This window comes from Oceaniglobus indicus, from assembly GCF_002751875.1.
GTDB classification, from domain to species: domain Bacteria; phylum Pseudomonadota; class Alphaproteobacteria; order Rhodobacterales; family Rhodobacteraceae; genus Oceaniglobus; species Oceaniglobus indicus.
In genome coordinates this window covers 33,176-59,769 of sequence record NZ_NMZM01000002.1, presented here as the reverse complement: position 1 = coordinate 59,769, position 26,594 = coordinate 33,176, and the positions used below count along the sequence as shown (strand labels likewise).

The following is a 26,594-nucleotide window of genomic DNA, read 5'->3' as shown; positions in this document are numbered from 1 at the left end:
TCGGTCAATGAGAAGCCGGGCGTGGTGCGGGCTGTCATCGCGTGAACACCCGTTCGCCCGCGACCCATGTGCCGGTCACCTGGCCTTCCATCCGCTGGCCGTCGAAGGGCGTGTTCTTGGACTTGGAGGCCAGCGTGAAGCGGTCGAGAAGGAACGGCGCGTCGGGATCGAACAGCACCAGATCGGCAGGCGCGCCGGGCGACAGCCGCCCCGCGGGCAGGCCCAGCCGGCGCGCCGGATTCAGCGACAGCGCGCGCCACAGTGTCGGCAGGTCGATGTCGCCGGAATGGACCAGCCGCATGGCGGCGGGCAGCAGGGTCTGCAGGCCCACCGCGCCGCTGGCCGCCTCCTCGAACGGGAGGCGCTTGGATTCCTCGTCCTGGGGGGTGTGCATGGAACACAGCACGTCGATCAGCCCCGAGGCCAGCGCCGCGACCATCGCCTTGCGGTCGTCTTCCGAGCGCAGGGGCGGCTTGATCTTGAAGAAGGTGCGGTAATCGCCGACGTCCAGTTCGTTCAGGGTCAGGTGGTGGATGCCGACCCCTGCCGTCACGTCCAGCCCGTTGCGCTTGGCCCGTTCCAGCGCGGGCAGGCTGCGCGCCGTCGTGATCTGATCGGCGTGATAGCGCGCGCCGGTCATTTCCACCAAGGCCATGTCGCGGTCCAGCGCCATGCGTTCGGCCATGGGCGTCACGGCGGGCAGGCCGCGCAGCGACGCGAACTTGCCCGACGTCGTGCAGGCGCCGCGCGACAGGCCCGGATCCTGGGGGTGCGCGATGACAAGCGCCCCCAGCGAACGCGCATAGGTCAGCGCGCGGGCGAACACCTTGGTGTCTTCGACCACCCGGTCGCAGTCGGTGAAGGCAACCGCCCCCGCATCGCGCAGGAACCCGATCTCGGTCATCTCGCGCCCGGCACGCCCCTTGGTCAGGGCGGCCATGTGCAGCACCCGCACCGGGCTGTCGGCGCGGGCGCGGCGGGTGACGAATTCCAGCACCTCGGGCGTGTCGATGGGCGGGTCGGTGTCGGGGCGGGTAACCATCGTGGTGATCCCGCCCGCCGCCGCCGCCCGCCCCGCCGAGCGGAACGATTCCTTGTGCCGCTCGCCCGGCTCGCTGACCTTGACGCCGATGTCGACGATGCCGGGCGCCAGGCACATACCGGCGCAGTTGATGACGGCGGCGGCTTTCCGATCGGTGCCGTCCGGCTGGATCACTCCCCCCGAGACCAGCAGATCGCCCTCGCGCAGTTCACCGCGTTCGGGATCGATCAGGCGTGCGTTGGTGAACAGCAGGCTCATTGTGTCTGCTCCCTCTGAATGTCTCGCAGCAGCCGATAGACGCGGCTGCCGTCAACGATATGTTCGAATCCCACCGGTGTCTCGATGGTGCGACCCTTCTGCCCACGCCGGGTCTTGACGTCGAACCACACCGTATCGCCGCGCCCCCCGGTGTCGAGTTGAATCCGGCTGTCCGGCCGGACCGGATAGCTTTCCAGCGTCCGCTTCCAATAGTCGGTGGCGATATAGGCCCGCTTGTTGCTGAGCGAATAATGGACATGGCGATGGGCGGTCAGGGCCTTGTACCAGCTGAACACCACCAGGTGCAGCCCCACACCGATGAACGGGACGCTGAACGGTATGGCGAACAGCGCGCTGACGATATCGGCGCTGCCGCCGAGCGAGAACAGGGCGAACACGCCAAAGCCGAAGACGGCCAGCCCGGCGCCCAGGAACGGCAGGCCGAAGATCGACAGGAACACCGTCTTGCCGGGCGACGTCAGGCCGGGACGGGGATTGCCCTGCCAGATCAGGTCTTCGTCGCTGTCCAGGATATCCTCCCAGCCGGGCGTGGCATCCCGCGTCTCCATCACCGCCCCAGGGCAAGCGCCAGAAGCAGCAGCGCAGCAATGGCGCAGATCACGGCAAGCAGTTTGGCGCGGCTCTTGCGCTTGGCGGGGGCGGCCGCGGCGCGATCGGCGGGGGTGATGGTGCCCTTGGCGCTGTCGCTGCGCAGCGGGTCCATCGGCGGCGGCGCCGGCGCATCCTCGTGCAGGGTCGCGATCAGGGTCAGCCGCGGATCGGGCGTCAGTTGCTGCGCCCGGGCCCCGACCGCGGACGACCGCAGCAGCAGAACATGTCCTTCCAGCGCGTCCAGCCGGGCGCGTTCGGCGCGCACCTCGTCGGCCCGTATCCCCACACCTTCGGTCAGATAGGACGACAGGCCGATGCCGCCGATGTCGTTCAGCGCGATCACCTCGGCGTGTTCCGGGTCGATGTGGCTGGCGCCCAACGCCGCACTCAGCGCCTTGCCGTCGCGCAGCGTTGCCGCCTCCTCGGGGGGCATCGACAGGGAAAACAGACGCAGCACGCCGTGTTCCCCGGCGGAAACCTGGATCTTGCGGCTGGCCACGCCGTTCGCCTCGCGCGGGGGGGTCATGCCATCACTCCGGCGGCATTGTCCGCAACCAGGTTTCGCGCCAGAAGATCCATGGCCGCCATGCGCACGGCGACGCCCATCTCGACCTGTTCCTGAATGACCGACCGGTTGATGTCATCGGCCAGCGTGCCGTCGATCTCGACGCCGCGGTTCATCGGACCGGGGTGCATCACGATCGCGTCCTCCCTTGCGTGGGCCAGTTTTTCGGCATCCAGACCGAACCGGTGATAGTATTCCCGTTCCGAGGGGATGAAACCGCCGTCCATCCGTTCCTTCTGAAGTCGCAGCATCATCACCACGTCGGCGCCCTCCAAACCTGCTTTCATGTCGTCAAAGACCTCGACCCCCCAGTCCTGCGCGCCGGCGGGAATCAGCGTCGGCGGACCGATCAGGCGGATCCGCGATTCCATCTTGCCCAGCAGCAGGATGTTCGAGCGCGCCACCCGCGAATGGGCGATGTCGCCGCAGATCGCGACGGTCAAACGGTGCAACCGTCCCTTGGCGCGGCGGATCGTCAGCGCGTCCAGCAACGCCTGTGTCGGATGCTCGTGCCGCCCGTCGCCGGCGTTCAGAACGGCGCAATTCACCTTTTCGGCCAGAAGGTTGACGGCGCCCGACTGCGGATGGCGCACCACCAGAAGATCGGGGTGCATGGCGTTCAGGGTCATCGCCGTGTCGATGAGCGTCTCGCCCTTCTTGATGCTGCTCGCCTGCATCGACATGTTCATCACGTCGGCACCCAACCGCTTGCCCGCCAGCTCGAAACTGGCCTGGGTGCGGGTGGAGTTTTCGAAAAACATGTTGATCTGCGTCAGCCCGGCCAGGGCATCGCCATGTTTGCGCGCCCCCCGGTTCAGGTCGACATAGCTGTCGGCCAGATCCAGGACGGTCGTGATTTCAACGGGGTGAAGATGCTCGATCCCCAGAAGGTGGCGGGCGCGAAAGGTCATGTGGCAAGCTCCTTGGCGTTTCGCGGTTATAGGAAGGCGCGCCGGGCCGGGCAAGGGCGCTGCGACGACGGGGGGTCTGCACATTGCGCCCAAAGCGGCCTAGACTGCGGCCCATGGATTCGCAGGCATCATCCCCCGACGACTGGTGGCACGCCGCCGCCCTGCTGGAATGGCAGGTCGAACTGGGCGCGACCGAAGCGATCGGCGAAGCCCCGGTGAACCGTTACGAGCTGCCGGCCGCACCGGCCAGGCCGGCCTCGCCGCAGGCGCAGCCGGATGCGCGCAAGCGCCCGACACCCCCGCCGCCGCCCATCGTGCTGGCCGATCCCGTGGCAGATGCGCAAGCCGCCGCCGCCGGGGCCACGACCCTGGCCGAATTGCGCGATGCTATGGCGGCCTTTGAAGGGTGCGAATTGCGCAAGGGCGCGCGCAACCTGGTGTTTTCCGACGGCGATCCGGGCGCTCGGGTCATGATCGTGGGTGAGGCGCCGGGCCGCGAGGAAGACGCCAGGGGCAAACCCTTCATCGGCAAGGCAGGTCAGTTTCTCGACCGGATGTTCGACGCCATCGGGTTGTCGCGCACGGCCTCCGGCGCCGACGGCCTTTACATCACCAACACATTGCCCTGGCATCCGCCCGGAAATCGCGATCCCGATGCGGCCGAAATCGCCATGATGCTGCCCTTCGTCCATCGCCACATCGAACTGGCGGCACCCGACATCCTGATCCTGATGGGCAACGTCAGCTGTCTGGCGCTGCTCGGGCGCAAGGGCATCACGCGCCTGCGCGGTGCCTGGACCGAAGCGCTTGGCCGGCCGACCCTGCCGATGTTCCATCCGGCGTATCTGCTGCGAAATCCGCCGGCAAAGCGCGAGGCATGGCATGACCTGCTGATGCTCCGGGCCCGCCTGCGCCAGTGATCGCACGGCCGCTTTCCGACCACCTGGCTTTTTCTTGCTCCAAATACTCGAATCCCACAGATCCCCCGCAACCCATCGCCCGACAGGGCATCCCGCCAGGAGTTACAATCATGTCGCGCATCGATGACACCCTCGATTTCATCCCCGTGCGGATCGCCGTGCTGACCGTCTCGGATACCCGCACCCCGGCCGAGGATCGTTCCGGCGACACCCTTGTCGCGCGGCTGGGTGCGGCGGGTCACTTGCTGGCGGCGCGCGCCATCGTCCAGGACGACCGCGCCGCCATCGCCGCGCAGTTGCGGGACTGGTGCGCCGATCCGGGCATCGATGTCGTCATATCGACCGGTGGCACCGGTCTGACCGGGCGCGATGTCACGGTCGAGGCGCACCGCGATGTCTATGAAAAGGAAATCGACGCCTTCGCCACGGTTTTCACGATCGTATCCATGAAGAAGATCGGCACCAGTGCGGTGCAAAGCCGCGCGTGCGGCGGTGTCGCCCATGGCACGTATCTGTTCGCCCTGCCGGGCAGTCCGGGCGCGTGCAAGGATGCGTGGGACGAGATCCTGTCGTTGCAGCTGGATTACCGCCACCGCCCCTGCAACTTTGTCGAGATCTTTCCGCGTCTTGACGAGCATCGCCAACGGAAATGACGGACCGTGCGCATGGCCGGCGGTGCCGCGTCACCACCGGGCGTCACGTCGTCAGGAACAGCCGCGTATATCCACGGCATTGCGCCCGGCCAGCACCGTGATGCGCACCTTGGATCGGTCCAGCATCAGGGTCTTGCCGGGCTCGGGCACGATCTCGACCGTGGCGGACAGGGTGTCGCCGCTGCGCGCGGTCTCGGCCTGTGACACCCAGACCGGTTGGCCGGGCAATTCGATCACGGCATGTTCATCCCGCCCGGCGCTGGGCATCGTCACGTCCGCGCGCAGCGCATATTGGCCGTCCTGCGCGGTCAGGTCACAGTGCACGGCGCTGACCTGTGCGGCGCGCGCCGATATCGGGCGGGCGGCAAGGTTGGCCACGATCCGCGCATCGCGCCGCCCGGCGTCGGCGGCCAGGTTGGCGCTGAAGCCCGATGAAAACGGCACGCAGATGTCGGCGCAGACGCCGATGTCGGCCTGTCCGCGCAAGCCGATCGGGCGCGCCGGGTCACGCGGCGTCAGCTCGATCGGCAGGATCAGCTGATCGTGATAGCCGATCGAGGTATATCCGTTCGATCCAAAGGTTTCGGGGATCGGCCAGTGCAGCGCGACGCTGGCAAGGTTCGATGATCCGGCCCACGAAAACTGCGGCGGAATTCCGGCATCGCCGGGCGTCCGCCAATAGGTCTTCCATCCCGGATCCAGCTGGATCCGGATCGCGGCGATCACCGTTCCGCGGTCGGTGCGCCAGCCGGGCAGCACGTCAAGGCGCGCCGGATCGCCCGCCGCCTGCAGGCTGAACGGGACGGCGGCGGCCAATGTGGCGGCAAGGGCGAGGGATGATCTGTTCATGCAGGCGACCCTAGCCATGGGGCCGGAGATTGGAAATCACAAACCAGCGACGGAATGTGACGTTCCTTGGCCCGGCAGACTTGTAACCCTCGACCGGAATCGCCACGCTTGGGACATGAGCATGAACCCAAGCACCGAAACCGTTTCCGAAGACCTGATCGGCAAGCTGCTGATCGCGATGCCCGGCATGGGCGATCCGCGATTCGAGCGGTCGGTGATCTATCTTTGCGAACATGACGCGACCAGCTCGATGGGGCTGATCGTCAACAAGCCGGTGAGCGAACTGGATTTCACCACCCTGCTGGAGCAGCTCCAGATCGAGGGCGGGCCACGGGCGGCGGATATCGGCGTGTATTTCGGCGGCCCGGTGGAAAAGGCGCGGGGGTTCGTTCTGCATTCCGACGATTACGACAGTGCCGAGGGCACGATACGGATCAACGCCGATTTCGCGCTGACCGCGACGACCGACATCCTCGGGGCGCTGGCCCAGGGCACGGGGCCCACGCGATCGCTGTTCGCCCTTGGCTATGCCGGCTGGGGTCCGGGACAGTTGATGGACGAGATCATGGGCAACGGCTGGCTGATCTGCGCCGCCGATCCCGAGATCGTGTTCGCACCCGACGCCGAGGGCAAGTGGGCGGCCGCGTTGGGTTCCATGGGGGTCGATCCGCGCACCCTGTCGGGGGCGGCCGGGCGCGCCTGAGGGGCCGGCCCGGACGTGACGCGCCGCTTGCCTGAGGCGCGCGCCCGTGCCAGTTTGCCCGTCTGAAAAGGGCGGATTCACGACATGGAACTGGGACTTGATGCCGTCGTCGCGCAGCTGGGCACCCTTTGGGCCCAGTTGCAGGCGCAGGTCGCCAACCTTCTGTTGCCGTCGCGGTTGTGGCAGTTCGCCCTGATCGCCGGATGCATGGCGGTCGCGTTCCTGCTGGCCCGCGTCAGCCGCGAACGGATGCGCGACTGGATGCGGACGCTGGAAGGCTGGCCGAAATGGCGGCTGCGTATCCTGCTGACGATCAACAAGCGCCTGGCGCTGATCTGGTTCGTGGCACTGATCTGGCTGGCCACCTGGATCATGCAGGCGATCCATATCTTTCCGTCCCGCACGTTCCTTCTGTATCTGGCGGCCAGCATCGCGACCGCCTGGCTGGTGGTGGATTTCCTGACGCGGCTGGTGCGCCATCCGCTGTTGCGCCTGCTGGTGCGCTGGGGGCTTTGGATCTGGGTGACGCTGTATTACCTCGGGCTGATCGACGAGGCATCGGCGTTCCTGGACCGGCTTGCCATCAACTTTGGTGCGTTCCGCCTGTCGGCCCTGGTGCTGATCCACGCGGCCGTGGTGGTGGCGGTGCTGTTCACCATCGCCCGCATCATCACCCAGACCAGTGCGGCGCAGATCCGCCGCAACGATCACATCAGCCCGTCGATGCAGGTGCTGTCGATCAAGGCGCTGCAACTGTCGTTCTATGGCGCGGCGTTCTTTCTGGGGCTGAAATCGGTCGGCGTGGACCTGACCGGCCTTGCCGTGCTGTCGGGGGCCATCGGCGTCGGCATCGGCTTCGGTCTGCAAAAGGTGATCTCGAACCTCGTGTCGGGGATCATCCTGCTGCTGGACAAGTCGATCAAGCCCGGCGACGTGATCTCGACCGGCGAAACCTTCGGCTGGATCAACGCGCTGGGCGCGCGCTATGTCTCGATCACGACGCGGGACGGCAAGGAATACCTGATCCCGAACGAGGATCTGATCACGGGCCAGGTCGTCAACTGGTCCCATTCCAACGATTTCGTGCGGCTCGACATCCATTTCGGTTGTGCCTATGGCGACGATCCCCATCTGGTGCGGCGGGTCGCGATCAAGGCGTCCATGGGGGTCGATCGGGTGCTGGCCTCGAAACCCGCTGTCTGCCACATCGTCGGCTTCGGCGACAGTTCGGTGGATTACATCCTGCGCTTCTGGATCCGGGATCCGGCGGCCGGGCTGACCAACATCCGCGGCAATGTCTATCTGGCGCTGTGGGATGCGTTCCGCGAAAACGGCATCTCGATCCCGTTCCCGCAACGCGAGGTGAAGATCCTCGACGATCCCGCTTCCGCCGCAGCGGCGCAGAAAACCGAAGACGGACCCGGCTGAGCCCCGATCGCCAAACCCCGCTTTTTTGACCAATCGGACGTCAATTGACATACAAACAGCGTAAAACCGCCGTTATCCGACGATAAAGTGAGCTGTCCACACTGGCCTAGCCATGGCACGCTCGTTAAACGTTGTGAAACAGGGGCGGGGCGGTCGTGTGTATGGACGGATTGGTGACACGGATTTCGGCGGGTTTTGTTGTCTGCGCGATGGCGGGGGTGGCCACCGCACCCGCAGCATCGGCGTTCGACGCGCTGGGTTTTTATGCACCGGGTGCGGACGAGGCGCTGCTTGAGGATCTGCGCGCCGCTTCGCTTCTGGTGGCGGCCAAGACCGCGGGCACCCATGATCCCCAGGAAGTCTTGGCCTCGGCCAATGCCGACTATGGCCGACTGGTCGGCGCGCTTTATTCCGAGGGCCGCTTCGGCGGTGTCATCAACATCCTGATCGACGGGCGCGAAGCCGCGGAAATTCCGCCGCTGAACCCGCCCAAGACGATTTCGACCATCAAGGTGACGATCGACGTGGGGCCGCAATACCGGTTTTCGCGTGCCCGGATCGAACCCCAGGCCCCGAACACCGAGGTCGATCCCGCATTTGCGGTCGGTGAGCCGGCGCGCACGCCGGTGATCCGCGACGCCGTGGCCACCGTCGTGGACGGCTGGCGCAATGTCGGCAATGCCAAGGCAAAGGTCGGCAGCCAGAAGGTGGTCGCGAACCATGACGACGACGCGGTCGGCGTCGATGTGGGCATCGCCCCCGGACCGGTCGTGCGGTTCGGCGATCTGATCCTGAAAGGTGGCGATTCGGTGCGCGAAGACCGGCTTCGCAAGATCGCCGGCCTGCCGGTCGGGACGGTCTATGATCCCACCGAACTGGAAAAGGTCGAAAAACGTCTGCGCCGGACGGGTGTGTTCCGGTCGGTCGCGGTGACCGAGGCCGAAACGCTCGGTGCGGGCGACACGATGGACATCACCGCCGTTCTCGATGAACAGAAACCCCGGCGGATTGGCGCGGGGGCGGTGTTCTCGTCGACCGAGGGCGCGAAAATCACGGCGTTCTGGATGCATCGCAACCTGTTGGGCGGCGCCGAACGGTTGCGCATCGAGGGTGAGGTGGCGAATATCGGCGGCAGCACGGGCGGCGGTCTGGATTACAGCCTGGGCGTGCGGATCGACCGACCCGCCACCCCCAAGGCCGACATCGACGCCTTCGCGCTGGCGCGGGTCGAACGGATCGACGAAGAGGAATACACCAGCGACCGCGCGACCATCGGCCTGGGGTTCACGCGTTATGCGACGGACGAATTGACCCTCGAAGGGGGTCTTTCGTACCAGTTTTCCAAGGACAAGGACGCGACCGGCACGCGCGAATACCATCAGCTTCTGTTGCCGCTCAAGGCGACCTATGACAGCCGCGACATGCCGCTGGACGCGAAGAAGGGGTATTTCGCCGATATCACCGCGACCCCCTTCGTGGGCGTGTCCGGCAGTGACAGCGGCCTGCGCGCGACCTTTGACACACGCGCCTATCTGGCATTCGGCAAACAGGAGAATATCGTGCTGGCCGGGCGCCTTCAGGGCGGTTCGATCATGGGGGCGTCGCTGACCGGCGTTCCGAACGACGATCGTTTCTATTCGGGCGGTGGCGGCACGGTGCGTGGCCAGGAATATCAGTCGCTGGGCATTCAGCTTACGCCGGATTTTCTGTCGGGGGGGCGATCCTTTGCCGTTTTTTCCGGTGAGGTGCGCGCGCAGGTCCGCGAAAAGATCGGGCTGGTCGCCTTTGCCGACTTCGGCATCGTGGGCGAGGACAGCTTTCCCGACTCGGATTCGGCAACCCACGCCGGCGCCGGGATCGGGTTGCGTTACCTGACGCCGATCGGCCCGATCCGTCTGGATCTGGCGGCACCGGTCGGGGGTCGCGGTTCGGGTTATCAGGTTTACGTTGGCATAGGGCAGTCATTCTGATGCGTATTGCGTGGGTTTCGGTTGTCGTCCTGTCAGCGGGTCTAGGTCTGGGCATGACCGCATGGGCGCAGAGCGCCGATGAGGACGACGGTGGCGGCTTTCTCGAGCGCCTGATCGAGGACAACCTCTCGGGCGCCGGGCGCAACGTCGACATCCGCGGCTTCCGGGGTGCGCTGAGTTCGAAGGCGTCGCTGGACCAGCTGACCATCTCCGATGAGGACGGCGTCTGGCTGACCCTGCGTGGCGCCACGCTGGACTGGAAGCGGTCGGCATTGTTGAGGGGCCGTCTGGAGGTCGAGGAGCTTTCGGCAGAAGAGATCCTGCTGCCGCGGCTGCCCAGGGGCCAGGCGCAGGCCGATGCCCCGGCGCCCGAAGCGACACCGTTCAGCCTGCCCGATCTGCCGGTTTCGGTGCAGATCCAGAAGATCCTGGCCGAGCGGGTCGAGTTGGGCGCAGCCCTGTTCGGCGCCGCGGCCGACGTGTCGCTGGACGGGTCCATGTCGCTGGCCGACGGCGAGGGTGCGGCGAACCTGTCGATTGAACGGATCGACGGCAAGACCGGTGCGCTGACGCTCGACGCGAGTTTCGAGAACGCGACATCGGTCCTTGCGCTGGACCTGGGGCTTCGCGAAGGCGCGGACGGGATCGCGGCCAACCTTCTGAACCTGCCGGGCCGGCCATCGGTCGAATTGTCGGTAGAGGGCGCGGGGCCGCTGTCGGAATTCGCCGCCGACATCAGGCTGGCCACCAACGGCGAGGACCGCCTGAGCGGTCGTGTCGCCCTGAGCGAAAGCGGCGAGGGCGAGACGGCGACGCGCGGGTTTACCGCGACGCTGGGCGGCGATCTGGCCCCGGTGTTCGCCCCCCAGTATCACGCATTCTTCGGCCCCGAAGTCCGGCTTGAGACGTCGGGGCGCACGCTTGTCGATGGCGGTTTCCGGCTGGACCGGCTTGATCTGAACGCGCAGGCCCTGACGCTGAGCGGCATGGTCGAGATCGGCGCCGGCGGGCTGCCCGAAAAGATCGACGTGACCGGCGAAATCGCGTCCGACGACGGATCCCCCGTCCTGTTGCCCGTTGCGGGCGGCGGAACCCGCGTCGGGCGGGCGGGCCTGTCGGTGCAGTTCGACGCCGCCGAAAGCGAGGACTGGACAGGCAACATCACAATTCGCGATCTGGACCTTGCGGATCTGGACATCGCCGAAGCCAGCCTGCGGGGAACCGGCCGGATCGCCGAAACCGACGCCGGCGGCAAGGCCGTATCGGCGGACCTTGAGTTCGCGGCGTCGGGCCTTGAGGCCCGCGATCCCGGCGTGCAGCAGGCCTTGGGCCGCGCGGCGGACGGCGCTGTCACCATCGAATGGGAAAGCGGCGAACCGGTGCGCATCGAAACGATCCGCGTCACGGGCGCAAGTTTCGCGTTGAACGGCGACGCCATCATCGACGCGACGGGAACAGACGGTCCAGTGGCGACGCTGAACGCGAAACTGCAGGCCGGTGATTTCAACGCATTCTCGGGCTTGGCCGGGCGCACGCTGGGCGGGTCCGGCGATCTGGACCTGACGGCCGATGTGTCGCTGTCCGATGCCGGTTTCGACATTGCGCTGGACGGAACCGTCGACGACGCGCGGATCGGGCAGGAGCAGGCCGATGCCCTGCTGGCGGGACGCACCCTGCTGACGCTGCGCGCCGATCGGGATGAAACCGGCACCCGGCTTTCGACGCTGACCGTCGAAAATCCTGCCGTCACGCTGAACGCTTCGGCCGATCTGAAAACCGGTGCCAGCACCCTGCGGGCCGATATCGCGATGGCGGACACGTCGATCCTGGATGGCGACCTGTCCGGCCCGGCGAAGGCCAAGATCGACGCCACCCAGCGCGACGACGCGTGGGATTACACCGCGACGGTCGTGGCGCCTGAAACGACGCTCGAATCGAAGGGCACGGTCGCGAACCTGAGCGAGCCGGTGCGCACGCTGACCAGCGACACGCGGCTGAATGCGCGCGATATCAGCGTGTTCGCGGCGCTGACCGGCCGCGATCTGAACGGGGCCGCCAACCTTTCGATCGACGGTGTGATCACCTCCGACCTGCAACAGGCGGCCATGACGGTCGAGGGCACCCTGCTGGATCTGCGGATCGGCGACGGGCGGATTGATCCGCTGTTGGCGGGGCGCACCGAACTGGAGACGCGCATTTTGCGCAACGAAGGGTCGGTCACGGTCGAGAACCTGACGCTGAACGGGCAGGGCATCGGCCTGCGGGTCGAGGGAAGCGGCAGCGCCGAGAACGTGCAGATCGCGGGGCAGACTCCGGCGATTACCGCTGACATGACGATCGCGGCCGATGACCTGGCACCCTTTTCCGGTCTGGCCGGGCGTGACCTGGGCGGGGCGCTGGACGCCGCCATCAACGGGCGGGCGACGATCGACGGCTCGGAGGTGGACGCAACCGTGAAGGCGACGGGCCGGTCCCTGAGGGCCGGAATGGCCGAGATCGATCCGATCATCGCCGGCCTTGTGGAACTGGACGCCGACATCGTGCGAACCGGCGACACCATCAGCGTCAACCGCCTGGACCTGAACGCAACCGGTCCCGGTCTGCGGCTGGCAGGATCTGGAACCGCGACCGGGCTGACTGGCGCCGCGCCGCTGATCCAGGCGGATGCCAAGGTGGCAGTGGACGATCTGTCGAAATTTTCCAATCTGGCCAAACGGGATCTGGCCGGCGCGCTGGATCTGGATGTCGACGGACAGGTCAGGACCGACCTGAGCGTTCTGGACGTGGTGGTGGACGGCACCGCGCGTTCGGTAAAGGTCGGCCAGGAAAATGCCGACCGCCTTTTGCGCGGGGTCACCGAGTTGGGCATCACCGCGAAACGGGACGGCGACACGATCGCATTGCCGCGTTTCAACCTCGTCAATCCGCAGATCCGGGCCGAGGCCGACGGACGCTATGCCAAGGGCGAAAGCGCGCTGCGTGCGGACGTGGTCATCGCGGATCTGCGCGATCTCGACGCCCGGATGCAGGGCAACGCCCGGATCAACCTGTTTGCCGAGGAAACCGGCGAGGTCTGGCAGGTGTCGCTGGATGGGGAAGGCGCCGGCGCCGTGATCGAGGCGATGGCCGAGGTGCGCGACCCCCTGTCGGGCAACCCGACCATCGACGGCTCGGCGCGCCTGAATGCGCCCGACCTGTCGCGGTTCGCGCCCCTGGTGAACCGGCCTCTGCGCGGGTCGGTGAATGCGACGGCCAACGGCAATCTGCGCGCCGACCTGGGCAAGTTCGACGTCACCGCCGATGTCGTTGCCAACAACCTGCGCACCGGGATTGCCGAGGCGGACAAGATCCTGGGCGGGCGCACCAATGCCCAGCTGCGCGCCAGCCGCACCGGACCCGATGCCCCGATCAACGTGCAACGTCTGGATGTGACGACGCCGATGCTGACCGTGAACGCCAATGGCGCAATCTTGGGCAGCGGCAGCAACCTGACCTTCGATGCGCGGCTCGCCGACGTCGGCGCGTTCGTCGAGGGGTTCAACGGCCCGGTGACGGCGCAGGGGCGCGTGTCGCAATCCGGCAGCAACCTGGGGCTGAACGTCACCGGCAGCGGTCCGGGGGGAATGACCCTGCGTGCCGACGGAACCATCGCGCAGGATTTCTCGCGCGCGAACATCGATGCGTCGGGCAGCGCCCCGCTGGGCCTGGCCGATCCGTTCATCTCGCCGCGCTCGATCGATGGCACCTTGAACTATGACGTCTCGGTCAACGGCCCGCTGGCCCTGTCATCGGTGCGCGGCACCCTGAGCAGCAGCGACGCCCGGGTTGTCGTGCCAAGTCTTGCCATCGTGATCGAAGACATTTCGCTGCGGGCGGATATCGCCAATTCGACAGTCCGGCTGGATGTGCGTGGACGCAAACAGGCAGGGGGCGAGATCACGGCGTCGGGGCCGATCAGCCTGACCGGCGGGTTGAACGCCGATCTGGCGATCCGGCTGGCCGGTATCGTGGTCGAGGATCCGCGCCTCTATCGCACCACGGTGGACGGCGCCCTTAGCGTGACGGGTCCGCTTGCGGGCGGGGCGCGCATTGCCGGCCGGCTGGATCTGGACGAAACCGAAATCAGGATCCCCTCCACCGGACTTGGGGCCACCGGGCCGATTCCCGACGGTCTGGTTCATGTGGCCGAACCGGCGGATGTGCGCGCCACGCGTCGGCGGGCCGGTTTGATCGAAGAAGGGGGCGGCACCGGGGGTGGCGGTGGCACCGCGCGGCCGTATCCGATCGACGTGACCATCGTGGCCGAAAACCGCATCTTCATTCGCGGCCGGGGTCTGGACGCCGAATTGGGCGGCAGCCTGACCATCGGCGGCACCACGGCAAACATCATCCCGTCGGGCCAGTTCGAGCTGATCCGCGGTCGTCTTGACCTGCTGGGCAAGCGGTTGACCATGGACGAGGGGCAGGTGACGCTGCAGGGCGATTTCACGCCCTATATCCGCCTTGTGGCCCGAACGGATGCCGGCGACACCGTGGTTCTGATCGTGATCGAGGGGGACGCGCTGGCGCCCGACATCGACTTCCGCTCGGAACCGGAACTGCCCGAGGACGAAGTTCTGGCGCGCCTGCTTTTTGGCAAGTCGATCTCGTCGATATCGCCGCTTCAGGCGGCCCAGCTTGCATCGGCTGTGGCGACGTTGGCGGGCAAGGGGGGTGACGGTGTCGTCTCGAAGCTACGCGACAGTTTCGGGTTGGACGATCTGGACATCACGACCGACGAAGATGGCAATGCCGGCGTGCGTGCCGGCGCCTATCTGTCGGAAAACGTCTATACCGATGTCACCGTGGAAGCGGGCGGCGAGGCCGAGATCAACCTGAACCTGGACCTGACGGATTCCCTGACCGTGCGCGGCGGTGCCAGCAATTCGGGTGAAACGTCGTTGGGGATCTTCTTCGAGAAAGACTACTGAGCGGCGGCAATGGCCGCTCAGCCGTCCTGTTTTTCAAAGTCGGCGGGATCGAACACGACATTCGCGCGATAGACGCCATCTTTTTCGCCGATGTCGCCGTGACCGCCCAGTTGCATGATGAACGCGCCGATCAGTTGCGATCCGAGGCCGGACACCGCGCTTTCGTCGTGGGGCATCACGGGGGTGCCGGTCGAATTCGCCACCTCGAGCATGACCGCACCATCATCGTTCTTGGTCAGCGTCACCGACACCCATGGCGCGCCACTGTCGGGTCGGCCGAGGTATTTGAAGGCGTTGGTCACCGCCTCGGTCACCAGAAGCGACAGCGGAACGGCCTGATCGGGGTACAGCGTCACCGGATCGGTCTTCAGCGTGAACTGAACCTTGGTGCCCGGAATGATCGCGGAATTGGCAAGCTGACGCGCGATGTCCGCGATCAGCGTGTCGGCGCGGATTTCCGAGAAAACGCTGGCCTCGTACAGGCTGCGATGCACGGTCGCCAGGCCCATGACCCGGTCCTGAAGACGACGCAGCAGGAATCGCGCTTCGGGGTGCTGTGCCTTGCGGATCTGCATGTTGGTGATCGAGGCGATCAGTTGCAGGTTGTTCTTGACCCGGTGGTGAACCTCTTTCAGCAACACGTCCTTTTCGTGCAGCAGGTCTTCCTGCTCGGCCTCGTCGCGGATGATCCGGTCGGTCATGTGCACGAAGGCATCAATCACCTCGCGCAGCTCGGCGGTGATGTTGGACGTGTCCATGTCCATTCTGATCCGGCGCGATGCGCTGAACGTCCGGATATTGCGGCGCAGATTGCGGATGTGGCGGATCACCAGGCGATGCACGGCGATATAGGCGACGACGACGCTGGTCAGCCACATCAGGATGGGCAGGGCCACCGTCGACATTAGCCGCCCGGGCGTGATCAACGCCTCGGATGCGGGCCATGTGGCCAGGGCGAAGATCTGGTCGCTGACCAAAGGCACCACGGTGAAGATCCGGTTGCGTCCGGCCGCGTCCATGTCGCGAAACACCACCCCGCGCGAGACATTCAGCGTCGACAACGCGCGCGAGGCCGGCAGGCGGGACTGCACCGACTGAAGACCGGCCGTCGAGGTCAGGGATTTGCCTTCGGCATCGAAGGTCAGGATGTCGAAGGGGGAAATCTTCTGATCGGATACGTTTTCGATCGCGATGGCCATGTTGGGAACGGTCAGCGCGATATATCCGATCGGCTCGCCATTTACGATCACGGGATCGATGACCACGATCGCCGTCTGCTTGGTGATGGCCGTCTCGGCCGCGATGGTGACGATGGCGCGTGGCGACTTGCGCCAGTCCAGGAATGTCGCGCGATCCGAAAGGTCGCGTCCGACCCCTTCGGACGCACAGCGCAGAAGGCCATCCTTGGTGATGAAACCGGCGAACACGATGTTCGGATTGCCGTTGACGGCATCTTTCATCCGGGTGTTGCAGGCCTCGGGATCGTCAAGCAGGTCGGGAATGAACTTTGCCAACGTATCGCCGACGCCCATCGTATGGGTGACGATCCGACGTTCGGCCGCAGCGGCGTTCAGCGTTTCGCCCAACAATGCCGCTTCGACCCTTTCGTTCGCTTCGTCGATCACGCGATAGGTCTGGTAGATTGCAATCATCCCCAGCGGCAGCAGTGCAACACCCAACACGACGGCCAAGCGAAGTCCCAGCCGGTCCAGCGGACCGAATCCTTGAACGCCGGGAACCATCTCAGCCGTTCTGCGGCGATGCCGACAAGATCGACGCCGTGTTCGAGTCCGAAATCGTCGGATCTTCCCCTTCGGCCAGATGCATCAATTCCGCCAGGCGCTTGCGCCCCCGATTGGCCCGGCTCTTGATGGTGCCGATGGCAACACCGCACATTTCCGCGGCTTCCTCATAGGCAAAGCCGGATCCGCCAACAAGAATCAGCGCCTCACGCTGTTCGACCGGCAATTGTTCGAACGCCACGCGAAAATCGTTCAGCGCCAGACGTCCGTCATGGTCGGGCTTGACGGCCAGGGATGCCGCCATGATCCCGTCGACATCCGCAACCTCGCGCTTGACCTTGCGGCGGCTGGAATAGAATGCGTTCCGCTGGATGGTGAACAGCCAGGCGCGCAGGTTCGTGCCGGGCGTGAACGACTTGATGTTCTTCCATGCCTTTTCGATCGTGTCCTGAACCAGGTCGTCGGCCTGCGACGGATTCCGGGTCAGGGACATGGCGAAGGCACGCAGTGCAGGAAGATGGGTGACCAGCTCATCGCGCGGGTCCATGTTACTTGTCATTGGATTTTTCCTGCTCGCGAAGGCGATCAAGCAGCAATTTAAACCGATCGGGCACCTCGTCCTGCTCCACGTCGCGGTAGACCCGCCGCAGATTTTCGTCGATGTGCTTCATAACGCGGGAAGTTTCCTGATCACGGTCCATGCGGGGGCAGTCGCTTATGTTATTGCTACAAGTCGGGAACCAACGCGGCCCACGCGCGTTCGGTTCCAGACAACGTAAGTTATTTCGAGGATAGAACGACGCATGGCTCCGAGTGTGAACGAACAAGACCTGTCATCGCAGATTGCCGGAGATCTGCCTTATCTTCGGCGTTATGCACGCGCGCTCACCGGCAGCCAGGAGACCGGCGACCGGTATGCCGCCGCCACGCTTGAGGCCATTCTGGTGGACAGATCCATCTTCGATGCGACTTTCACGCCAAAGGTTGCGCTTTTCCGTGCGTTCCACATGATCTGGGCGACATCGGGGGCGCCGACGGCCGACACCGAAGATCCGGTCAGTCGGCTGGAATCCGCGGCGCTGGATCACATGTCGGGGCTGACCAACAACAGCCGCGAGGCGCTTTTGCTCTCGACCATCGAATCTTTCACATTCGACGAGATTGCCAAGGTGATGGACATCACGGCCGACGAGGCATCGGAACTGGTCGGCATCGCCATTTCCGAAATGGAGCGGTCGATGGCCGGTCGCGTCATGATCATCGAGGATGAAGCGATCATCGCGATGGACATCCATTCCATCGTCTCTGACATGGGGCATGAGGTCACCGGGATAGCCCGCACGCGAAGTGCTGCGGTCGAACTGGCAAGCAAGAAGCGGCCGGACCTCATCCTGACCGATATCCAGCTGGCCGATAATTCGTCGGGCATCGATGCAGTCAACGATATCCTCGCCCAGTTCGAGGATCTGCCGGTCATCTTCATCACGGCCTTCCCGGAACGGCTGTTGACCGGTGATCGCCCCGAACCGGCGTTCCTGATCTCCAAACCCTATACCGAAGACCAGGTGCGTTCGGCGGTCAGTCAGGCTATGTTCTTTTCAAGCACCGAGACGCTGAAGGCGCCCGTCTGACGCAACGGTGCAAGGCCAGTGCCGGATCGCGCGGAACATGTCGCGCGATCCGGCGTTGAGCCGTTAGGCGCCACTTTTTTTCAGGAGAGCCAAATGGCCACCAAGGATATCACCACCGAAGATCTCGCCAAGCAGGTCGACCAGTTGAAGACCGACATCGCCACGTTGACCCAGTCCATCGGCGACCTCGGTCGCGCCAAGGGCGAGGAAGTGTCGCGTTCGGTCCGCGAACAGGCCCGCGCCGCACGCGCAGCGGGGCAGGATCATTTGGCCGCCGTTCAACTTCAGGCGGAAGACAAGTATCGCGATGCCGAAAACTATGTCCGCACGAACCCCGCAGCGGCCATCGGGATCGCGGCCGGTTTCGGGTTTCTGGTCGGCTTCCTCGGCTCACGTCGCTGATCGATGATCGCCCCCCTCATCTACCCGCTGCGGCGGGCGATAGCGCTGGCTGTGCGGCGGGCCGTTTTCGGCTCTGCCGCCGGCCTTCTGATTCTGGTCGGAAGCGTGTTCCTGACCATTGCCGCATGGATTTTCCTCGCGCAGCAGCTCGGCTCGGGGCTGGCTGCGCTGATCCTGGGGCTGGTGTTCATCGGGATCGGGCTGATCGTTCTGGCGCTTGGGCTGCGAAACCCCGTGCGCCACGTCGCACCACCTCCACCACCACCCCCCGCCGCGGTCGATACCGTGGCACTTGTAAACGCCTTCCTCAGCGGCCTTGCGGCAGGGGGCAAGATCAAGCGGAAGTGACGTTGCCGTAGAGCGTGCGGACCGTTTCGACCGAGAAAGGCTTTTCCAGAACGTGAAGGTCTTCCTCGTCTGCGCAGCGACCAACGCGGTCGCCATGAAACACGAGGGTTGCGACCTTGGCCTTCAATAACGAGAACAGTTCGTTATTGGGGGCGTTTCGTATTTTCAGCGGCACGATGGCAAGGTGATACATCTGGCCGGTGCCCAGAGCCTCCCTCAGCTTGTCGAACGTGAAGACGGAAACAACGTCAACCAGCGGGTCGATTTCGCGCAGGCATTCCGCAAGATCCTGCGCGATGATGATGTCCTGCTCAAGCACGAGGATGGATTTTTGCCGCTCGGTCCATGGATTGAAGGGTTTCATGATACGGATGGCCTTTTTAGTGGTATTTCCACCTTATGGAACGAACACCGGAGCCGGCGCATTAAACTATGACACAGAACAGGGCCGAAATGGCGACCAATTGCACGAACTGCCCGTTGCGCGGTCTGGATTTGTTTGTTCCGCTGACGGAAGACGAAGTCGCGTTCATGAAGCGCTTCAAGACCGGCGAATTAACGGTTCAAAAGGGAACCCAGATCCTGATGGAAGGATCCAATTCGCCGCAGTTGTTCACGGTGCTCAGGGGAATGGGCCTGCGCTACAAGATGCTCGAGGAAGGGCGACGGCAGGTCGTGAATTTCGCGTTTCCCGGGGATTTCATCGGTTTGCAGGCCGGAATCATGGGCGAAATGAAGCATTCGTTCGAGGCGAGCACGAAGATGACGCTCTGTGTCTTCGCCCGCAGCGACATCTGGAACGTATTCAAGAACCAGCCGCAACGCGCCTTTGACATGACATGGTCCTCAGCCGCGGAAGAGCATTTTCTGGGCGACGCGCTGGCGTCGATCGGTCAGCGGACGGCGATCGAGCGTATCGCCTGGGCCATGGTGCGCATTTTCCGGCGTGCCGAAGCCCTCAATATGACCCAAGGCCAGTCGATGCCGATGCCGTATCGTCAGCAGGATCTTGCCGATGCCTTGGGCCTGTCCCTGGTTCACACGAACAAGACGCTGGCCAAATTGCGCGACCGACAGCTTGCCTCGTGGAGCGATGGGACATTGCGCCTGATGAATGTCGAGAAACTGGCGCAGCTCGCGCAGGTCGATCTGGAACAGGAAGAGCGTCGCCCGCTCATGTAGTCAGTTGCCCCGGGGCCTCCTGTTCCGAATCCGGCGATAAGGGATCGGGCAACGGCGTGGTTCTGGGCGGGACCTCGCCGGGTGTCGCGGCACGGCGCGCGCGCTCAAGCTCGGCGTTCAGGAAGCCTCCCAGAAGGATCACATAGGCGCTGATATAAAGCCACAACAGCAGGATCACGACCGCTCCCAAGGCGCCGTAAATCTCGTTGTATCGTCCGAAATTCGACAGGTAGATCGAAAACCCATAGGACGCCGCCACCCAGATCACGACAGCGACCAATGCACCGGGCGTCAGCCATTTGGGCCGGCTGCCACGCCGGTTCGGCCCGAAGCGATAGATGACCGCCAATCCCCCCATGACCACCGCGACGACGATGGCCCAGCGGGCGGCGGACAAGGCCAGTTGCGTCAACGGACCAAGTGGCAGAAACACCAGCAGGATCGGCACGACGATGACCGAGGCCAGCGCCACCAGCGCGACACCGATCAACGCCAGCGTGACGATCATGGCCACCATGGCCTGCCAGACGCTTGGACGGTTGGATATGCGATAGATGGCGTTCAGCCCGCGGATCAGCGCCGCGACCCCGGCCCGCGCGCTCCACAGGGCCGCACCGGTCGAAATCACGGTGGTCCAGCCCAGTGCGCTGCTGGTGGTCAGGATCAGCTGATTGACCTGAGTGTCGAGGATCTTGAACGCTTCGGCGGGCACGAAATTCCTGAGAAGTTGCAATTGCCCTTCGACGATCGCGGGGTCCGCAAACACGCCCCACATCGCGATCACCGCGGCCACCGCGGGAAAGATTGCCAGGATACCGTAAAACGCCACCCCGGCCGAAATCAGGCCAAGGTTCAGTTCGTGCATTCCGTTGAAGACAGCGACCGAAGCCCGCCACCAGATTTTCCAGGCCGGCGTCACACGCATGCTCCTTGACGGAAACGCCGGAAGTGCCGCTTTGCTAGACGGATTGGCCGCGCGGTCCGGCGAAGAACCAGATGATGAACCCGATGACGGGCAAGACCAGGACCAGGATGATCCACAGCGCCTTCTGACCTGTCGTCGCGTTTGAATTGAAGATCGAAATAAGCGCCCATATATCAAGCACAAGGACGATAAGTCCGCCCAGCCCGCCAAGTCCCGACATTGTATTCTCTCCGTTCAGGTTGCACTTTCGCAACGCTTTGCGCCGGTTGCGGGTTCCGGCCGCCGCCGATACGATGCAATCACGGCGATCCATTGAGAAAGCGGCTGGCGATTGCTATATCTCGGAAATGCCCGGCGCCGGGGCTTCACGGCGTGTTACGAAGGAGGACGATGTCCTGTCTCTGTCACAAGATGCGACCGGTTCCACGGTCGCGCGGGCGCCGGTCATGACCGATGCGCATTCCCCCCTGTCCAGCGATGAATTGCTGGCTCACATTCTTGCATCGCTGGATGAAGACAAGGCCGAGGACGTGGTCAAGATCAACCTGCGCGGCAAGTCCGAGATGGGCGATTACATGGTCATCTGTTCGGGCCGTTCATCCCGTCAGGTCATGTCGATTGCCCAGAACCTTGTCGATCGGCTGAAGCAGGATCACGGTCGCGCCTCGAAGGTCGAGGGCAAGGAAACCGGCGATTGGGTGCTGATCGACACCGGCGACGTGATCGTTCACGTGTTTCGTCCCGAAGTGCGTGAATTCTACCAGCTCGAAAAGATGTGGCTGCCTTCGGGTGATGACGCGTCGCAGGCCTGAACGGGCGGAGACGTATTGAATGCGTCTCCATATTGCCGCGGTGGGCCGGTTGCGGGCCGGCCCCGAAAAAGCACTCTGTGACGATTATCTCGCCCGGCTCGACAAATCCGGCCGCGCCCTGTCGCTGAGCTTTGGCACCCTGTCCGAGGTCGAGGACAAGAAGGGCGCCGGCAAGGCGGGCGAAGCCGCGCTGTTGCGTCGTGCGATCCCGGCCGGCGCACTGGTCTGTGCGATGGACGAACGTGGCCGCACCCTGTCGTCTCCGCAATTTGCCGATCACCTTGCATCGTGGCGCGACCAGGGGCGTCAGGACGTCGCTTTCGTGATCGGCGGCGCCGACGGTCTTGATGCGGATCTGCGGGACGCGGCCGATTTCAGGCTGTCGTTCGGTGCGATGGTGTGGCCGCACATGCTGGTCCGGGTGATGCTGAGCGAACAATTATACCGGGCCACCTCGATTCTTGCCGGTGCGCCCTATCACCGCGCATGACGCGGCCGTGGATATTTTGTCGGCCAATCGCCCGTGACGGCACATTCGGCGGTCGAAACGCTTTTCGATTCACGCTACATCGCGTCCCATAGCGAGAGGTGAGCCATCATGACCGTTCCCAGACCCGTCGTTCTCTGCATCCTGGATGGATGGGGCATCAACCCCGACACATCCGCCAACGCGCCCGTCCTGGCCGATACTCCGGCGTTCGACCGGATCATGGCCACCTGTCCCAACGCACGGCTGACGACCCATGGGCCCGATGTGGGCCTGCCGAAGGGGCAGATGGGCAATTCCGAGGTGGGTCATACGAACATCGGGGCGGGCCGCGTCGTGGCGATGGACCTGGGCCAGATTGATCTGGCGATCGAGGACGAAAGCTATTTCGACAAGCCGGCGCTGAACGATTTCATCGAGACGCTGAAGGCATCCGGCGGCACGGCGCACCTGATGGGGGTGGCGTCGGACGGTGGCGTCCACGGTCATGTCGCGCATCTGATCGTGACGGCCCGCGCGATTGCCGCGCGGGGTGTGCCCGTGGCCATCCACGCAATCACCGACGGGCGCGATGTGGCGCCCAATTCGGCGCCCGGTTTCGTCGATACGCTCCAGTCCGGGCTGCCCGACGGAGCGCGGATCGCCACGGTGATCGGGCGGTATTTCGCCATGGATCGCGACAACCGCTGGGACCGGGTGCAAACCGCATTCGATGCCATCGTCCACGCCCGCGGTGCCATGGCGGACGATCCACAGGCGGCGATCAAGGCCGCGGCCGACGCGGGCAAGACGGATGAGTTCATTCCCGCCACGGTGATCGGCGAATATCCCGGCGTGCGGAAAGGCGACGGGTTCTTCTGCCTCAACTTCCGGGCCGACCGCGCGCGCGAGCTTCTGGCCGCGATGGGCGATCCCGCGTTCGACGGCTTCGACGCGGACCAGCCGCAGTTCGCCGCCATGCTGGGCATGGTCGAGTATTCGGATCGCCACAATGACTATATGCAGGCGGTCTTTCCCAAGCGGAAGCTGGTGAACACCCTGGGCGAATGGGTGTCGAAACAGGGTCGGACACAGTTCCGTCTGGCCGAAACCGAGAAATACCCCCACGTGACGTTCTTCCTGAACGGCGGGCGCGAGCAGCCCTATGACGGCGAAGATCGGGCCATGCCGAAGTCGCCCAAGGTCGCGACCTATGATCTGCAACCGGAAATGTCGGCAGCCGAGGTGACGGATCGCTTCGTCGAGGCGATCGAAAAGCCCTATGACCTGATCGTGTGCAACTTTGCCAACCCCGACATGGTCGGCCATTCCGGCGACCTGGAAGCGGCGAAAGCGGCCTGCGCGGCGGTCGACAAGGGGCTGGCGCGGGTGCTCGATGCGCTGGAAAAGGCCGGCGGTGCCATGATCATCGCGGCCGATCACGGCAACTGCGAAACCATGGTCGATCCCGAAACCGGCGGCCCGCACACCAGCCACACCACAAACCTGGTGCCCGTGATCCTGGTCGGCGGACCCGAGGGCGCAACCCTGAAGGACGGGCGCCTGGCCGATCTGGCGCCGACCCTGCTGGCGTTGATGGGGCTGGAGCAGCCCGAGGAAATGACCGGCGAAAGCCTGATCGCGGGATGATCGGCGCGCGCGCCTTCCGACGGGCGCTTGGCGCGTGGCTGTGTGCGGCGATGCTGGGTGCAAGTGCGGACGGGGTTCAGGCCCAGGCCGATCCCGGTCAGATCGCCCGCCGCGCCGTTGCGCAACTGGAACAGGCAGGTGCCGCATTGGCCGCGGCCGAAGGGTCGCGCGACCGCATTGCCGCGCTGACAGATACGATCCGCGCCTATGAACGGGGGTTGTCCGCCCTGCGCGAAGGCGTGCGCCAGGCCAACCAGCGCGAGGCCGAGATCCGCGCCGTTTTCGAGACCGAAAACCGCCGACTGGCCGGCCTGATAGGGGCGTTGCAGACGATGCAGGGGTCTCCCGAGGCGCTGTTGCTTCTGCATCCCGATGGCGCGCTGGGGACCGCGCGTTCGGGGATGATCCTGTCGGATGTCACACCGGCGCTGTTGGGCCAGGTCGACAGCCTGCGCCGCGATCTTGCCGAAATCGCCAGCCTGCGCGCGCTGGAGGCACGGGCCGCCGAAACCCTGGGGGAAGCGCTGGCCGGGATCCAGAAGGCCCGCACCACGCTCAGCCTTGCGATTTCGGATCGCACCGATCTGCCGCAACGCCTGACCGACAACGCCGAACAGATGGCGCGCCTGGCCGAAAGCGCGCAATCGCTTGAAGGCTTCGCCGCCGAGCTTGAGGCGCTGCCAACGGACGATGGCCTGGTCGCGCCCGATTTCGCCTTTGCCAAGGGCGATCTGATGCTGCCGGTGCGCGGTACGGTCGTGGCGGGGTTCAAGGCCGCGGATGCGGCGGGGGTGGCGCGGCCGGGTCTGCTGTTGGCGACGGCGCCGGGGGCCCTGGTCACGACGCCCTGGCCCGCGACGATCCGGTATCGCGGACCTTTGGCCGACTACGAAAACGTGATGATCCTTGAACCCGCCGCAGGCTATCTGTTGGTTCTCGCGGGGCTTGCGACGGTTTACGGAGAAACCGGACAGGTCATCCCCGCCGACACGCCCGTTGGCCTGATGGGCGGGGGCGCGGACGGCCTGGAAGGGTTCATGACGCAAGGCGCGGGCGGGGATGGCCAAGATCCGCGCGAGACGCTTTATTTGGAACTGAGAGAAGGGCAAGGTCCGGTGGACCCCGCGCCGTGGTTCAGAATTGATGAGGAATGATCGAGACATGAGAAAATTCGCAGTTGCCGCCCTTGGCGGAACACTGGCGGGCGTCCTTCTGACCACCCAGGTGGCGGGGCCGCTCCTGGCGCAGGAAAGCGCGAAGAATTCGGGCGTCTATGAACAACTTGACCTGTTCGGTGACATTTTCGAACGGATCCGCGCGCAATACGTCGAAGAGGTCGAACCGAAGGATCTGATCGAAAGCGCCATCGACGGCATGCTGACATCGCTGGATCCGCATTCGTCCTATCTGTCGCCCGAGGACGCGGCCGCCATGCAGGTGCAGACCCGGGGCGAATTCGGCGGCCTGGGGATCGAGGTCACGCAGGAAGAAGGCTTCGTCAAGGTCGTGGCGCCGATGGATGGCACCCCGGCGGACGAGGCCGGCGTCGAGGCCGGCGATTTCATCACCCACGTCGATGGCGAATCTGTGCTGGGCCTGACGCTGGACAAGGCGGTTGACCTGATGCGCGGCCCGGTGGGCAGCGAGATCCTGATCACCGTGGTGCGCGAAGGCCGCGAGGAGCCTCTGGAAATCTCGATCATCCGCGACACGATCAAGCTGACGGCGGTGCGCCCGCGGCGCGAAGGCGATTCGGTCGTGCTTCGGATCACCACGTTCAACGATCAGACCTTCCCGAACCTCAAGGAAGGGCTGGCCGAGCAGGTCGAAGAGGCCGGCGGCATCGACAACGTCAACGGCTTCGTCATCGATCTGCGCAACAACCCCGGCGGTCTGCTGACCCAGGCGATCCGGGTGTCCGACGCGTTCCTGGAATCCGGCGAAATCGTATCGACCAGGGGCCGCGATCCGGCCGACAGCGACCGTTATAATGCGACCGCGGGCGATCTGGCCATGGGCAAGCCGCTGGTCGTGCTGATCAACGGCGGGTCGGCCTCGGCGTCGGAAATCGTTGCCGGTGCGTTGCAGGACCACCGCCGCGCCATCGTCATCGGCACGAAAAGCTTCGGCAAGGGATCGGTGCAGACGGTCATGCCGCTGAAGGGCGACGGCGCCATGCGGCTGACCACTGCGCGCTACTACACCCCGTCGGGCCGTTCCATCCAGAGCCTGGGCGTGTCGCCCGACATCGTGGTTGCCCAGCCTTCGCGCCGCCCCGAGGCGGAAGAAGAGGAATCGGTCCTGCGCCCGTCCCGCTCGGAAGCGGATCTGCGGGGCGCCATCACGAACGATTCGGTCTCCGAGGACGAGCGCAAGATCATCCTGGAAGAACAGGAAAAGGCACGACAGGCGGCCAAGCTGCGCGACGAGGACTACCAGTTGGCCTATGCCATCGACATCCTCAAGGGGTTGTCGGCGCTCGGCCCCAAGGAATAATCCATCCCGAACCGATCCGCGCGCCCGCCGCGCGGATCAACGATCACGATTGCAAAGGT

General features: G+C 64.9%; 26 protein-coding genes. 15 read left to right on the top strand and 11 right to left on the bottom strand.

From position 1 onward, the window contains the following. Nucleotides 1–34: 34 nt before the first annotated feature. Genes pyrC through CFP68_RS02830 form a run of 4 tightly spaced genes read right to left on the bottom strand, consistent with a single transcriptional unit; the run spans nt 35 to nt 3,388 of the window. A complete protein-coding gene (gene pyrC, locus CFP68_RS02845) occupies nt 35–1,300 on the bottom strand; it encodes a dihydroorotase (RefSeq protein ID WP_099824350.1) in 1,266 nt (421 codons plus the stop codon). Further along, on the bottom strand, nt 1,297–1,869 hold the full coding sequence (locus CFP68_RS02840; protein ID WP_099824346.1) for a hypothetical protein: 573 nt from the start codon (nt 1,867–1,869) through the stop codon (nt 1,297–1,299). Before CFP68_RS02840 ends, pyrC begins: the two co-directional genes overlap by 4 nt. After that, a complete protein-coding gene (locus CFP68_RS02835; RefSeq protein WP_099824344.1) occupies nt 1,869–2,438 on the bottom strand; it encodes a hypothetical protein in 570 nt (189 codons plus the stop codon). The genes CFP68_RS02840 and CFP68_RS02835 overlap by 1 nt, the downstream gene beginning before the upstream one ends. Then, nucleotides 2,435–3,388, bottom strand: coding sequence for an aspartate carbamoyltransferase catalytic subunit (locus tag CFP68_RS02830; protein WP_099824341.1), 954 nt, complete (start codon nt 3,386–3,388; stop codon nt 2,435–2,437). The genes CFP68_RS02835 and CFP68_RS02830 overlap by 4 nt, the downstream gene beginning before the upstream one ends. Nucleotides 3,389–3,501: 113 nt before the next feature. Here CFP68_RS02830 and CFP68_RS02825 point away from each other — a divergent pair, with 113 nt between their 5' ends. Together CFP68_RS02825 and moaB are read left to right on the top strand one after the other, a co-directional pair. After that, nucleotides 3,502–4,308, top strand: a complete 807-nt coding sequence (locus CFP68_RS02825) for a uracil-DNA glycosylase (RefSeq protein ID WP_099824339.1) — start codon at nt 3,502–3,504, stop codon at nt 4,306–4,308. Nucleotides 4,309–4,418: 110 nt separating this feature from the next. After that, entirely contained in the window at nt 4,419–4,961 is a 543-nt protein-coding gene (gene moaB / locus CFP68_RS02820; protein ID WP_099824337.1) for a molybdenum cofactor biosynthesis protein B, read from the top strand. Nucleotides 4,962–5,012: 51 nt separating this feature from the next. On the opposite strand, the gene CFP68_RS02815 is transcribed toward moaB, so the two are convergent. Further along, nucleotides 5,013–5,810, bottom strand: a complete 798-nt coding sequence (locus CFP68_RS02815) for a protein-disulfide reductase DsbD domain-containing protein (RefSeq protein ID WP_099824335.1) — start codon at nt 5,808–5,810, stop codon at nt 5,013–5,015. Between the two features lie 121 nt (nt 5,811–5,931). Between CFP68_RS02815 and CFP68_RS02810 the strand changes: the two genes are divergently transcribed. From CFP68_RS02810 to CFP68_RS02795, 4 genes are all read left to right on the top strand, one after another. Beyond that, a complete protein-coding gene (locus CFP68_RS02810; protein WP_099825236.1) occupies nt 5,932–6,513 on the top strand; it encodes a YqgE/AlgH family protein in 582 nt (193 codons plus the stop codon). Between the two features lie 84 nt (nt 6,514–6,597). Beyond that, a complete protein-coding gene (locus tag CFP68_RS02805) occupies nt 6,598–7,941 on the top strand; it encodes a mechanosensitive ion channel family protein (RefSeq protein ID WP_099824332.1) in 1,344 nt (447 codons plus the stop codon). 173 nt (nt 7,942–8,114) lie between these two features. Then, entirely contained in the window at nt 8,115–9,911 is a 1,797-nt protein-coding gene (locus tag CFP68_RS02800; protein WP_158234120.1) for an autotransporter assembly complex protein TamA, read from the top strand. Between the two features lie 53 nt (nt 9,912–9,964). Further along, complete coding sequence (locus tag CFP68_RS02795; protein WP_099824328.1) at nt 9,965–14,881, top strand: translocation/assembly module TamB domain-containing protein; 4,917 nt, start codon at nt 9,965–9,967, stop codon at nt 14,879–14,881. Nucleotides 14,882–14,898: 17 nt separating this feature from the next. Here CFP68_RS02795 and CFP68_RS02790 read toward each other — a convergent pair whose 3' ends face one another. The 3 genes from CFP68_RS02790 to CFP68_RS02780 are packed head-to-tail and all read right to left on the bottom strand — an operon-like array spanning nt 14,899 to nt 17,294. Then, entirely contained in the window at nt 14,899–16,623 is a 1,725-nt protein-coding gene (locus CFP68_RS02790; RefSeq protein WP_099824326.1) for a sensor histidine kinase, read from the bottom strand. Between the two features lies 1 nt (nt 16,624). Beyond that, on the bottom strand, nt 16,625–17,170 hold the full coding sequence (locus CFP68_RS02785; protein ID WP_099824323.1) for an RNA polymerase sigma factor: 546 nt from the start codon (nt 17,168–17,170) through the stop codon (nt 16,625–16,627). 1 nt (nt 17,171) lies between these two features. Beyond that, nucleotides 17,172–17,294, bottom strand: coding sequence for a NepR family anti-sigma factor (locus tag CFP68_RS02780; RefSeq protein WP_241523931.1), 123 nt, complete (start codon nt 17,292–17,294; stop codon nt 17,172–17,174). A gap of 132 nt (nt 17,295–17,426) precedes the next feature. Here CFP68_RS02780 and CFP68_RS02775 point away from each other — a divergent pair, with 132 nt between their 5' ends. The 3 genes from CFP68_RS02775 (at nt 17,427) to CFP68_RS02765 (ending at nt 19,004) form a co-directional block, all read left to right on the top strand. Next, nucleotides 17,427–18,254, top strand: a complete 828-nt coding sequence (locus tag CFP68_RS02775) for a response regulator (RefSeq protein WP_099824319.1) — start codon at nt 17,427–17,429, stop codon at nt 18,252–18,254. Between the two features lie 93 nt (nt 18,255–18,347). After that, nucleotides 18,348–18,656: a glycine zipper domain-containing protein gene (locus CFP68_RS02770; RefSeq protein WP_099824317.1), complete on the top strand. Its 309-nt coding sequence runs from the start codon at nt 18,348–18,350 to the stop codon at nt 18,654–18,656. A 3-nt stretch (nt 18,657–18,659) separates the two neighbouring features. Then, nucleotides 18,660–19,004 (top strand): phage holin family protein, encoded by a 345-nt coding sequence (locus CFP68_RS02765; RefSeq protein ID WP_099824315.1) that lies wholly within the window; start codon nt 18,660–18,662, stop codon nt 19,002–19,004. Here CFP68_RS02765 and CFP68_RS02760 read toward each other — a convergent pair. Continuing rightward, on the bottom strand, nt 18,991–19,368 hold the full coding sequence (locus CFP68_RS02760) for a hypothetical protein (protein ID WP_099824312.1): 378 nt from the start codon (nt 19,366–19,368) through the stop codon (nt 18,991–18,993). The two genes, CFP68_RS02765 and CFP68_RS02760, sit on opposite strands and share 14 nt — an antisense overlap. Before the next feature lie 89 nt (nt 19,369–19,457). On the opposite strand from CFP68_RS02760, the gene CFP68_RS02755 reads away from it, so the two are divergent. Further along, nucleotides 19,458–20,186 carry a Crp/Fnr family transcriptional regulator gene (locus CFP68_RS02755; protein WP_099825234.1) on the top strand — a complete coding sequence of 243 codons (729 nt, stop codon included), beginning with the start codon at nt 19,458–19,460 and terminating at the stop codon, nt 20,184–20,186. On the opposite strand, the gene CFP68_RS02750 is transcribed toward CFP68_RS02755, so the two are convergent. Together CFP68_RS02750 and CFP68_RS02745 are read right to left on the bottom strand one after the other, a co-directional pair. Next, nucleotides 20,179–21,111 carry a YihY/virulence factor BrkB family protein gene (locus CFP68_RS02750; protein ID WP_099824310.1) on the bottom strand — a complete coding sequence of 311 codons (933 nt, stop codon included), beginning with the start codon at nt 21,109–21,111 and terminating at the stop codon, nt 20,179–20,181. The genes CFP68_RS02755 and CFP68_RS02750 overlap by 8 nt on opposite strands. A 34-nt stretch (nt 21,112–21,145) precedes the next feature. Beyond that, on the bottom strand, nt 21,146–21,331 hold the full coding sequence (locus CFP68_RS02745; RefSeq protein ID WP_099825232.1) for a PLD nuclease N-terminal domain-containing protein: 186 nt from the start codon (nt 21,329–21,331) through the stop codon (nt 21,146–21,148). Between the two features lie 226 nt (nt 21,332–21,557). Between CFP68_RS02745 and rsfS the strand changes: the two genes are divergently transcribed. The 5 genes from rsfS to CFP68_RS02720 all read left to right on the top strand — a co-directional run bounded on the left by rsfS (nt 21,558) and on the right by CFP68_RS02720 (nt 26,535). Beyond that, nucleotides 21,558–21,923: a ribosome silencing factor gene (gene rsfS / locus CFP68_RS02740; RefSeq protein WP_338152794.1), complete on the top strand. Its 366-nt coding sequence runs from the start codon at nt 21,558–21,560 to the stop codon at nt 21,921–21,923. A gap of 19 nt (nt 21,924–21,942) precedes the next feature. Next, on the top strand, nt 21,943–22,413 hold the full coding sequence (rlmH, locus tag CFP68_RS02735) for a 23S rRNA (pseudouridine(1915)-N(3))-methyltransferase RlmH (RefSeq protein ID WP_099824304.1): 471 nt from the start codon (nt 21,943–21,945) through the stop codon (nt 22,411–22,413). A gap of 108 nt (nt 22,414–22,521) precedes the next feature. After that, nucleotides 22,522–24,039, top strand: coding sequence for a 2,3-bisphosphoglycerate-independent phosphoglycerate mutase (gpmI, locus tag CFP68_RS02730; protein ID WP_099824302.1), 1,518 nt, complete (start codon nt 22,522–22,524; stop codon nt 24,037–24,039). Beyond that, entirely contained in the window at nt 24,036–25,193 is a 1,158-nt protein-coding gene (locus CFP68_RS02725) for a murein hydrolase activator EnvC family protein (protein ID WP_241523930.1), read from the top strand. Before gpmI ends, CFP68_RS02725 begins: the two co-directional genes overlap by 4 nt. Nucleotides 25,194–25,200: 7 nt before the next feature. After that, nucleotides 25,201–26,535 carry a S41 family peptidase gene (locus CFP68_RS02720; protein ID WP_099824300.1) on the top strand — a complete coding sequence of 445 codons (1,335 nt, stop codon included), beginning with the start codon at nt 25,201–25,203 and terminating at the stop codon, nt 26,533–26,535. Nucleotides 26,536–26,594: the final 59 nt, after the last annotated feature.

What these genes read in the sequence shown, in the direction of transcription:
- pyrC (WP_099824350.1), bottom strand. Translation starts at nt 1,300, where the DNA reads ATGAGCCTGCTGTTCACCAACGCACGCCTGATCGATCCCGAACGCGGT.
- CFP68_RS02840 (WP_099824346.1), bottom strand. Translation starts at nt 1,869, where the DNA reads ATGGAGACGCGGGATGCCACGCCCGGCTGGGAGGATATCCTGGACAGC.
- CFP68_RS02835 (WP_099824344.1), bottom strand. Translation starts at nt 2,438, where the DNA reads ATGACCCCCCCGCGCGAGGCGAACGGCGTGGCCAGCCGCAAGATCCAG.
- CFP68_RS02830 (WP_099824341.1), bottom strand. Translation starts at nt 3,388, where the DNA reads ATGACCTTTCGCGCCCGCCACCTTCTGGGGATCGAGCATCTTCACCCC.
- CFP68_RS02825 (WP_099824339.1), top strand. Translation starts at nt 3,502, where the DNA reads ATGGATTCGCAGGCATCATCCCCCGACGACTGGTGGCACGCCGCCGCC.
- moaB (WP_099824337.1), top strand. Translation starts at nt 4,419, where the DNA reads ATGTCGCGCATCGATGACACCCTCGATTTCATCCCCGTGCGGATCGCC.
- CFP68_RS02815 (WP_099824335.1), bottom strand. Translation starts at nt 5,810, where the DNA reads ATGAACAGATCATCCCTCGCCCTTGCCGCCACATTGGCCGCCGCCGTC.
- CFP68_RS02810 (WP_099825236.1), top strand. Translation starts at nt 5,932, where the DNA reads ATGAACCCAAGCACCGAAACCGTTTCCGAAGACCTGATCGGCAAGCTG.
- CFP68_RS02805 (WP_099824332.1), top strand. Translation starts at nt 6,598, where the DNA reads ATGGAACTGGGACTTGATGCCGTCGTCGCGCAGCTGGGCACCCTTTGG.
- CFP68_RS02795 (WP_099824328.1), top strand. Translation starts at nt 9,965, where the DNA reads ATGACCGCATGGGCGCAGAGCGCCGATGAGGACGACGGTGGCGGCTTT.
- CFP68_RS02790 (WP_099824326.1), bottom strand. Translation starts at nt 16,623, where the DNA reads ATGGTTCCCGGCGTTCAAGGATTCGGTCCGCTGGACCGGCTGGGACTT.
- CFP68_RS02785 (WP_099824323.1), bottom strand. Translation starts at nt 17,170, where the DNA reads ATGGACCCGCGCGATGAGCTGGTCACCCATCTTCCTGCACTGCGTGCC.
- CFP68_RS02780 (WP_241523931.1), bottom strand. Translation starts at nt 17,294, where the DNA reads ATGAAGCACATCGACGAAAATCTGCGGCGGGTCTACCGCGACGTGGAG.
- CFP68_RS02775 (WP_099824319.1), top strand. Translation starts at nt 17,427, where the DNA reads ATGGCTCCGAGTGTGAACGAACAAGACCTGTCATCGCAGATTGCCGGA.
- CFP68_RS02770 (WP_099824317.1), top strand. Translation starts at nt 18,348, where the DNA reads ATGGCCACCAAGGATATCACCACCGAAGATCTCGCCAAGCAGGTCGAC.
- CFP68_RS02765 (WP_099824315.1), top strand. Translation starts at nt 18,660, where the DNA reads ATGATCGCCCCCCTCATCTACCCGCTGCGGCGGGCGATAGCGCTGGCT.
- CFP68_RS02760 (WP_099824312.1), bottom strand. Translation starts at nt 19,368, where the DNA reads ATGAAACCCTTCAATCCATGGACCGAGCGGCAAAAATCCATCCTCGTG.
- CFP68_RS02755 (WP_099825234.1), top strand. Translation starts at nt 19,458, where the DNA reads ATGGCGACCAATTGCACGAACTGCCCGTTGCGCGGTCTGGATTTGTTT.
- CFP68_RS02750 (WP_099824310.1), bottom strand. Translation starts at nt 21,111, where the DNA reads ATGCGTGTGACGCCGGCCTGGAAAATCTGGTGGCGGGCTTCGGTCGCT.
- CFP68_RS02745 (WP_099825232.1), bottom strand. Translation starts at nt 21,331, where the DNA reads ATGTCGGGACTTGGCGGGCTGGGCGGACTTATCGTCCTTGTGCTTGAT.
- rsfS (WP_338152794.1), top strand. Translation starts at nt 21,558, where the DNA reads ATGACCGATGCGCATTCCCCCCTGTCCAGCGATGAATTGCTGGCTCAC.
- rlmH (WP_099824304.1), top strand. Translation starts at nt 21,943, where the DNA reads ATGCGTCTCCATATTGCCGCGGTGGGCCGGTTGCGGGCCGGCCCCGAA.
- gpmI (WP_099824302.1), top strand. Translation starts at nt 22,522, where the DNA reads ATGACCGTTCCCAGACCCGTCGTTCTCTGCATCCTGGATGGATGGGGC.
- CFP68_RS02725 (WP_241523930.1), top strand. Translation starts at nt 24,036, where the DNA reads ATGATCGGCGCGCGCGCCTTCCGACGGGCGCTTGGCGCGTGGCTGTGT.
- CFP68_RS02720 (WP_099824300.1), top strand. Translation starts at nt 25,201, where the DNA reads ATGAGAAAATTCGCAGTTGCCGCCCTTGGCGGAACACTGGCGGGCGTC.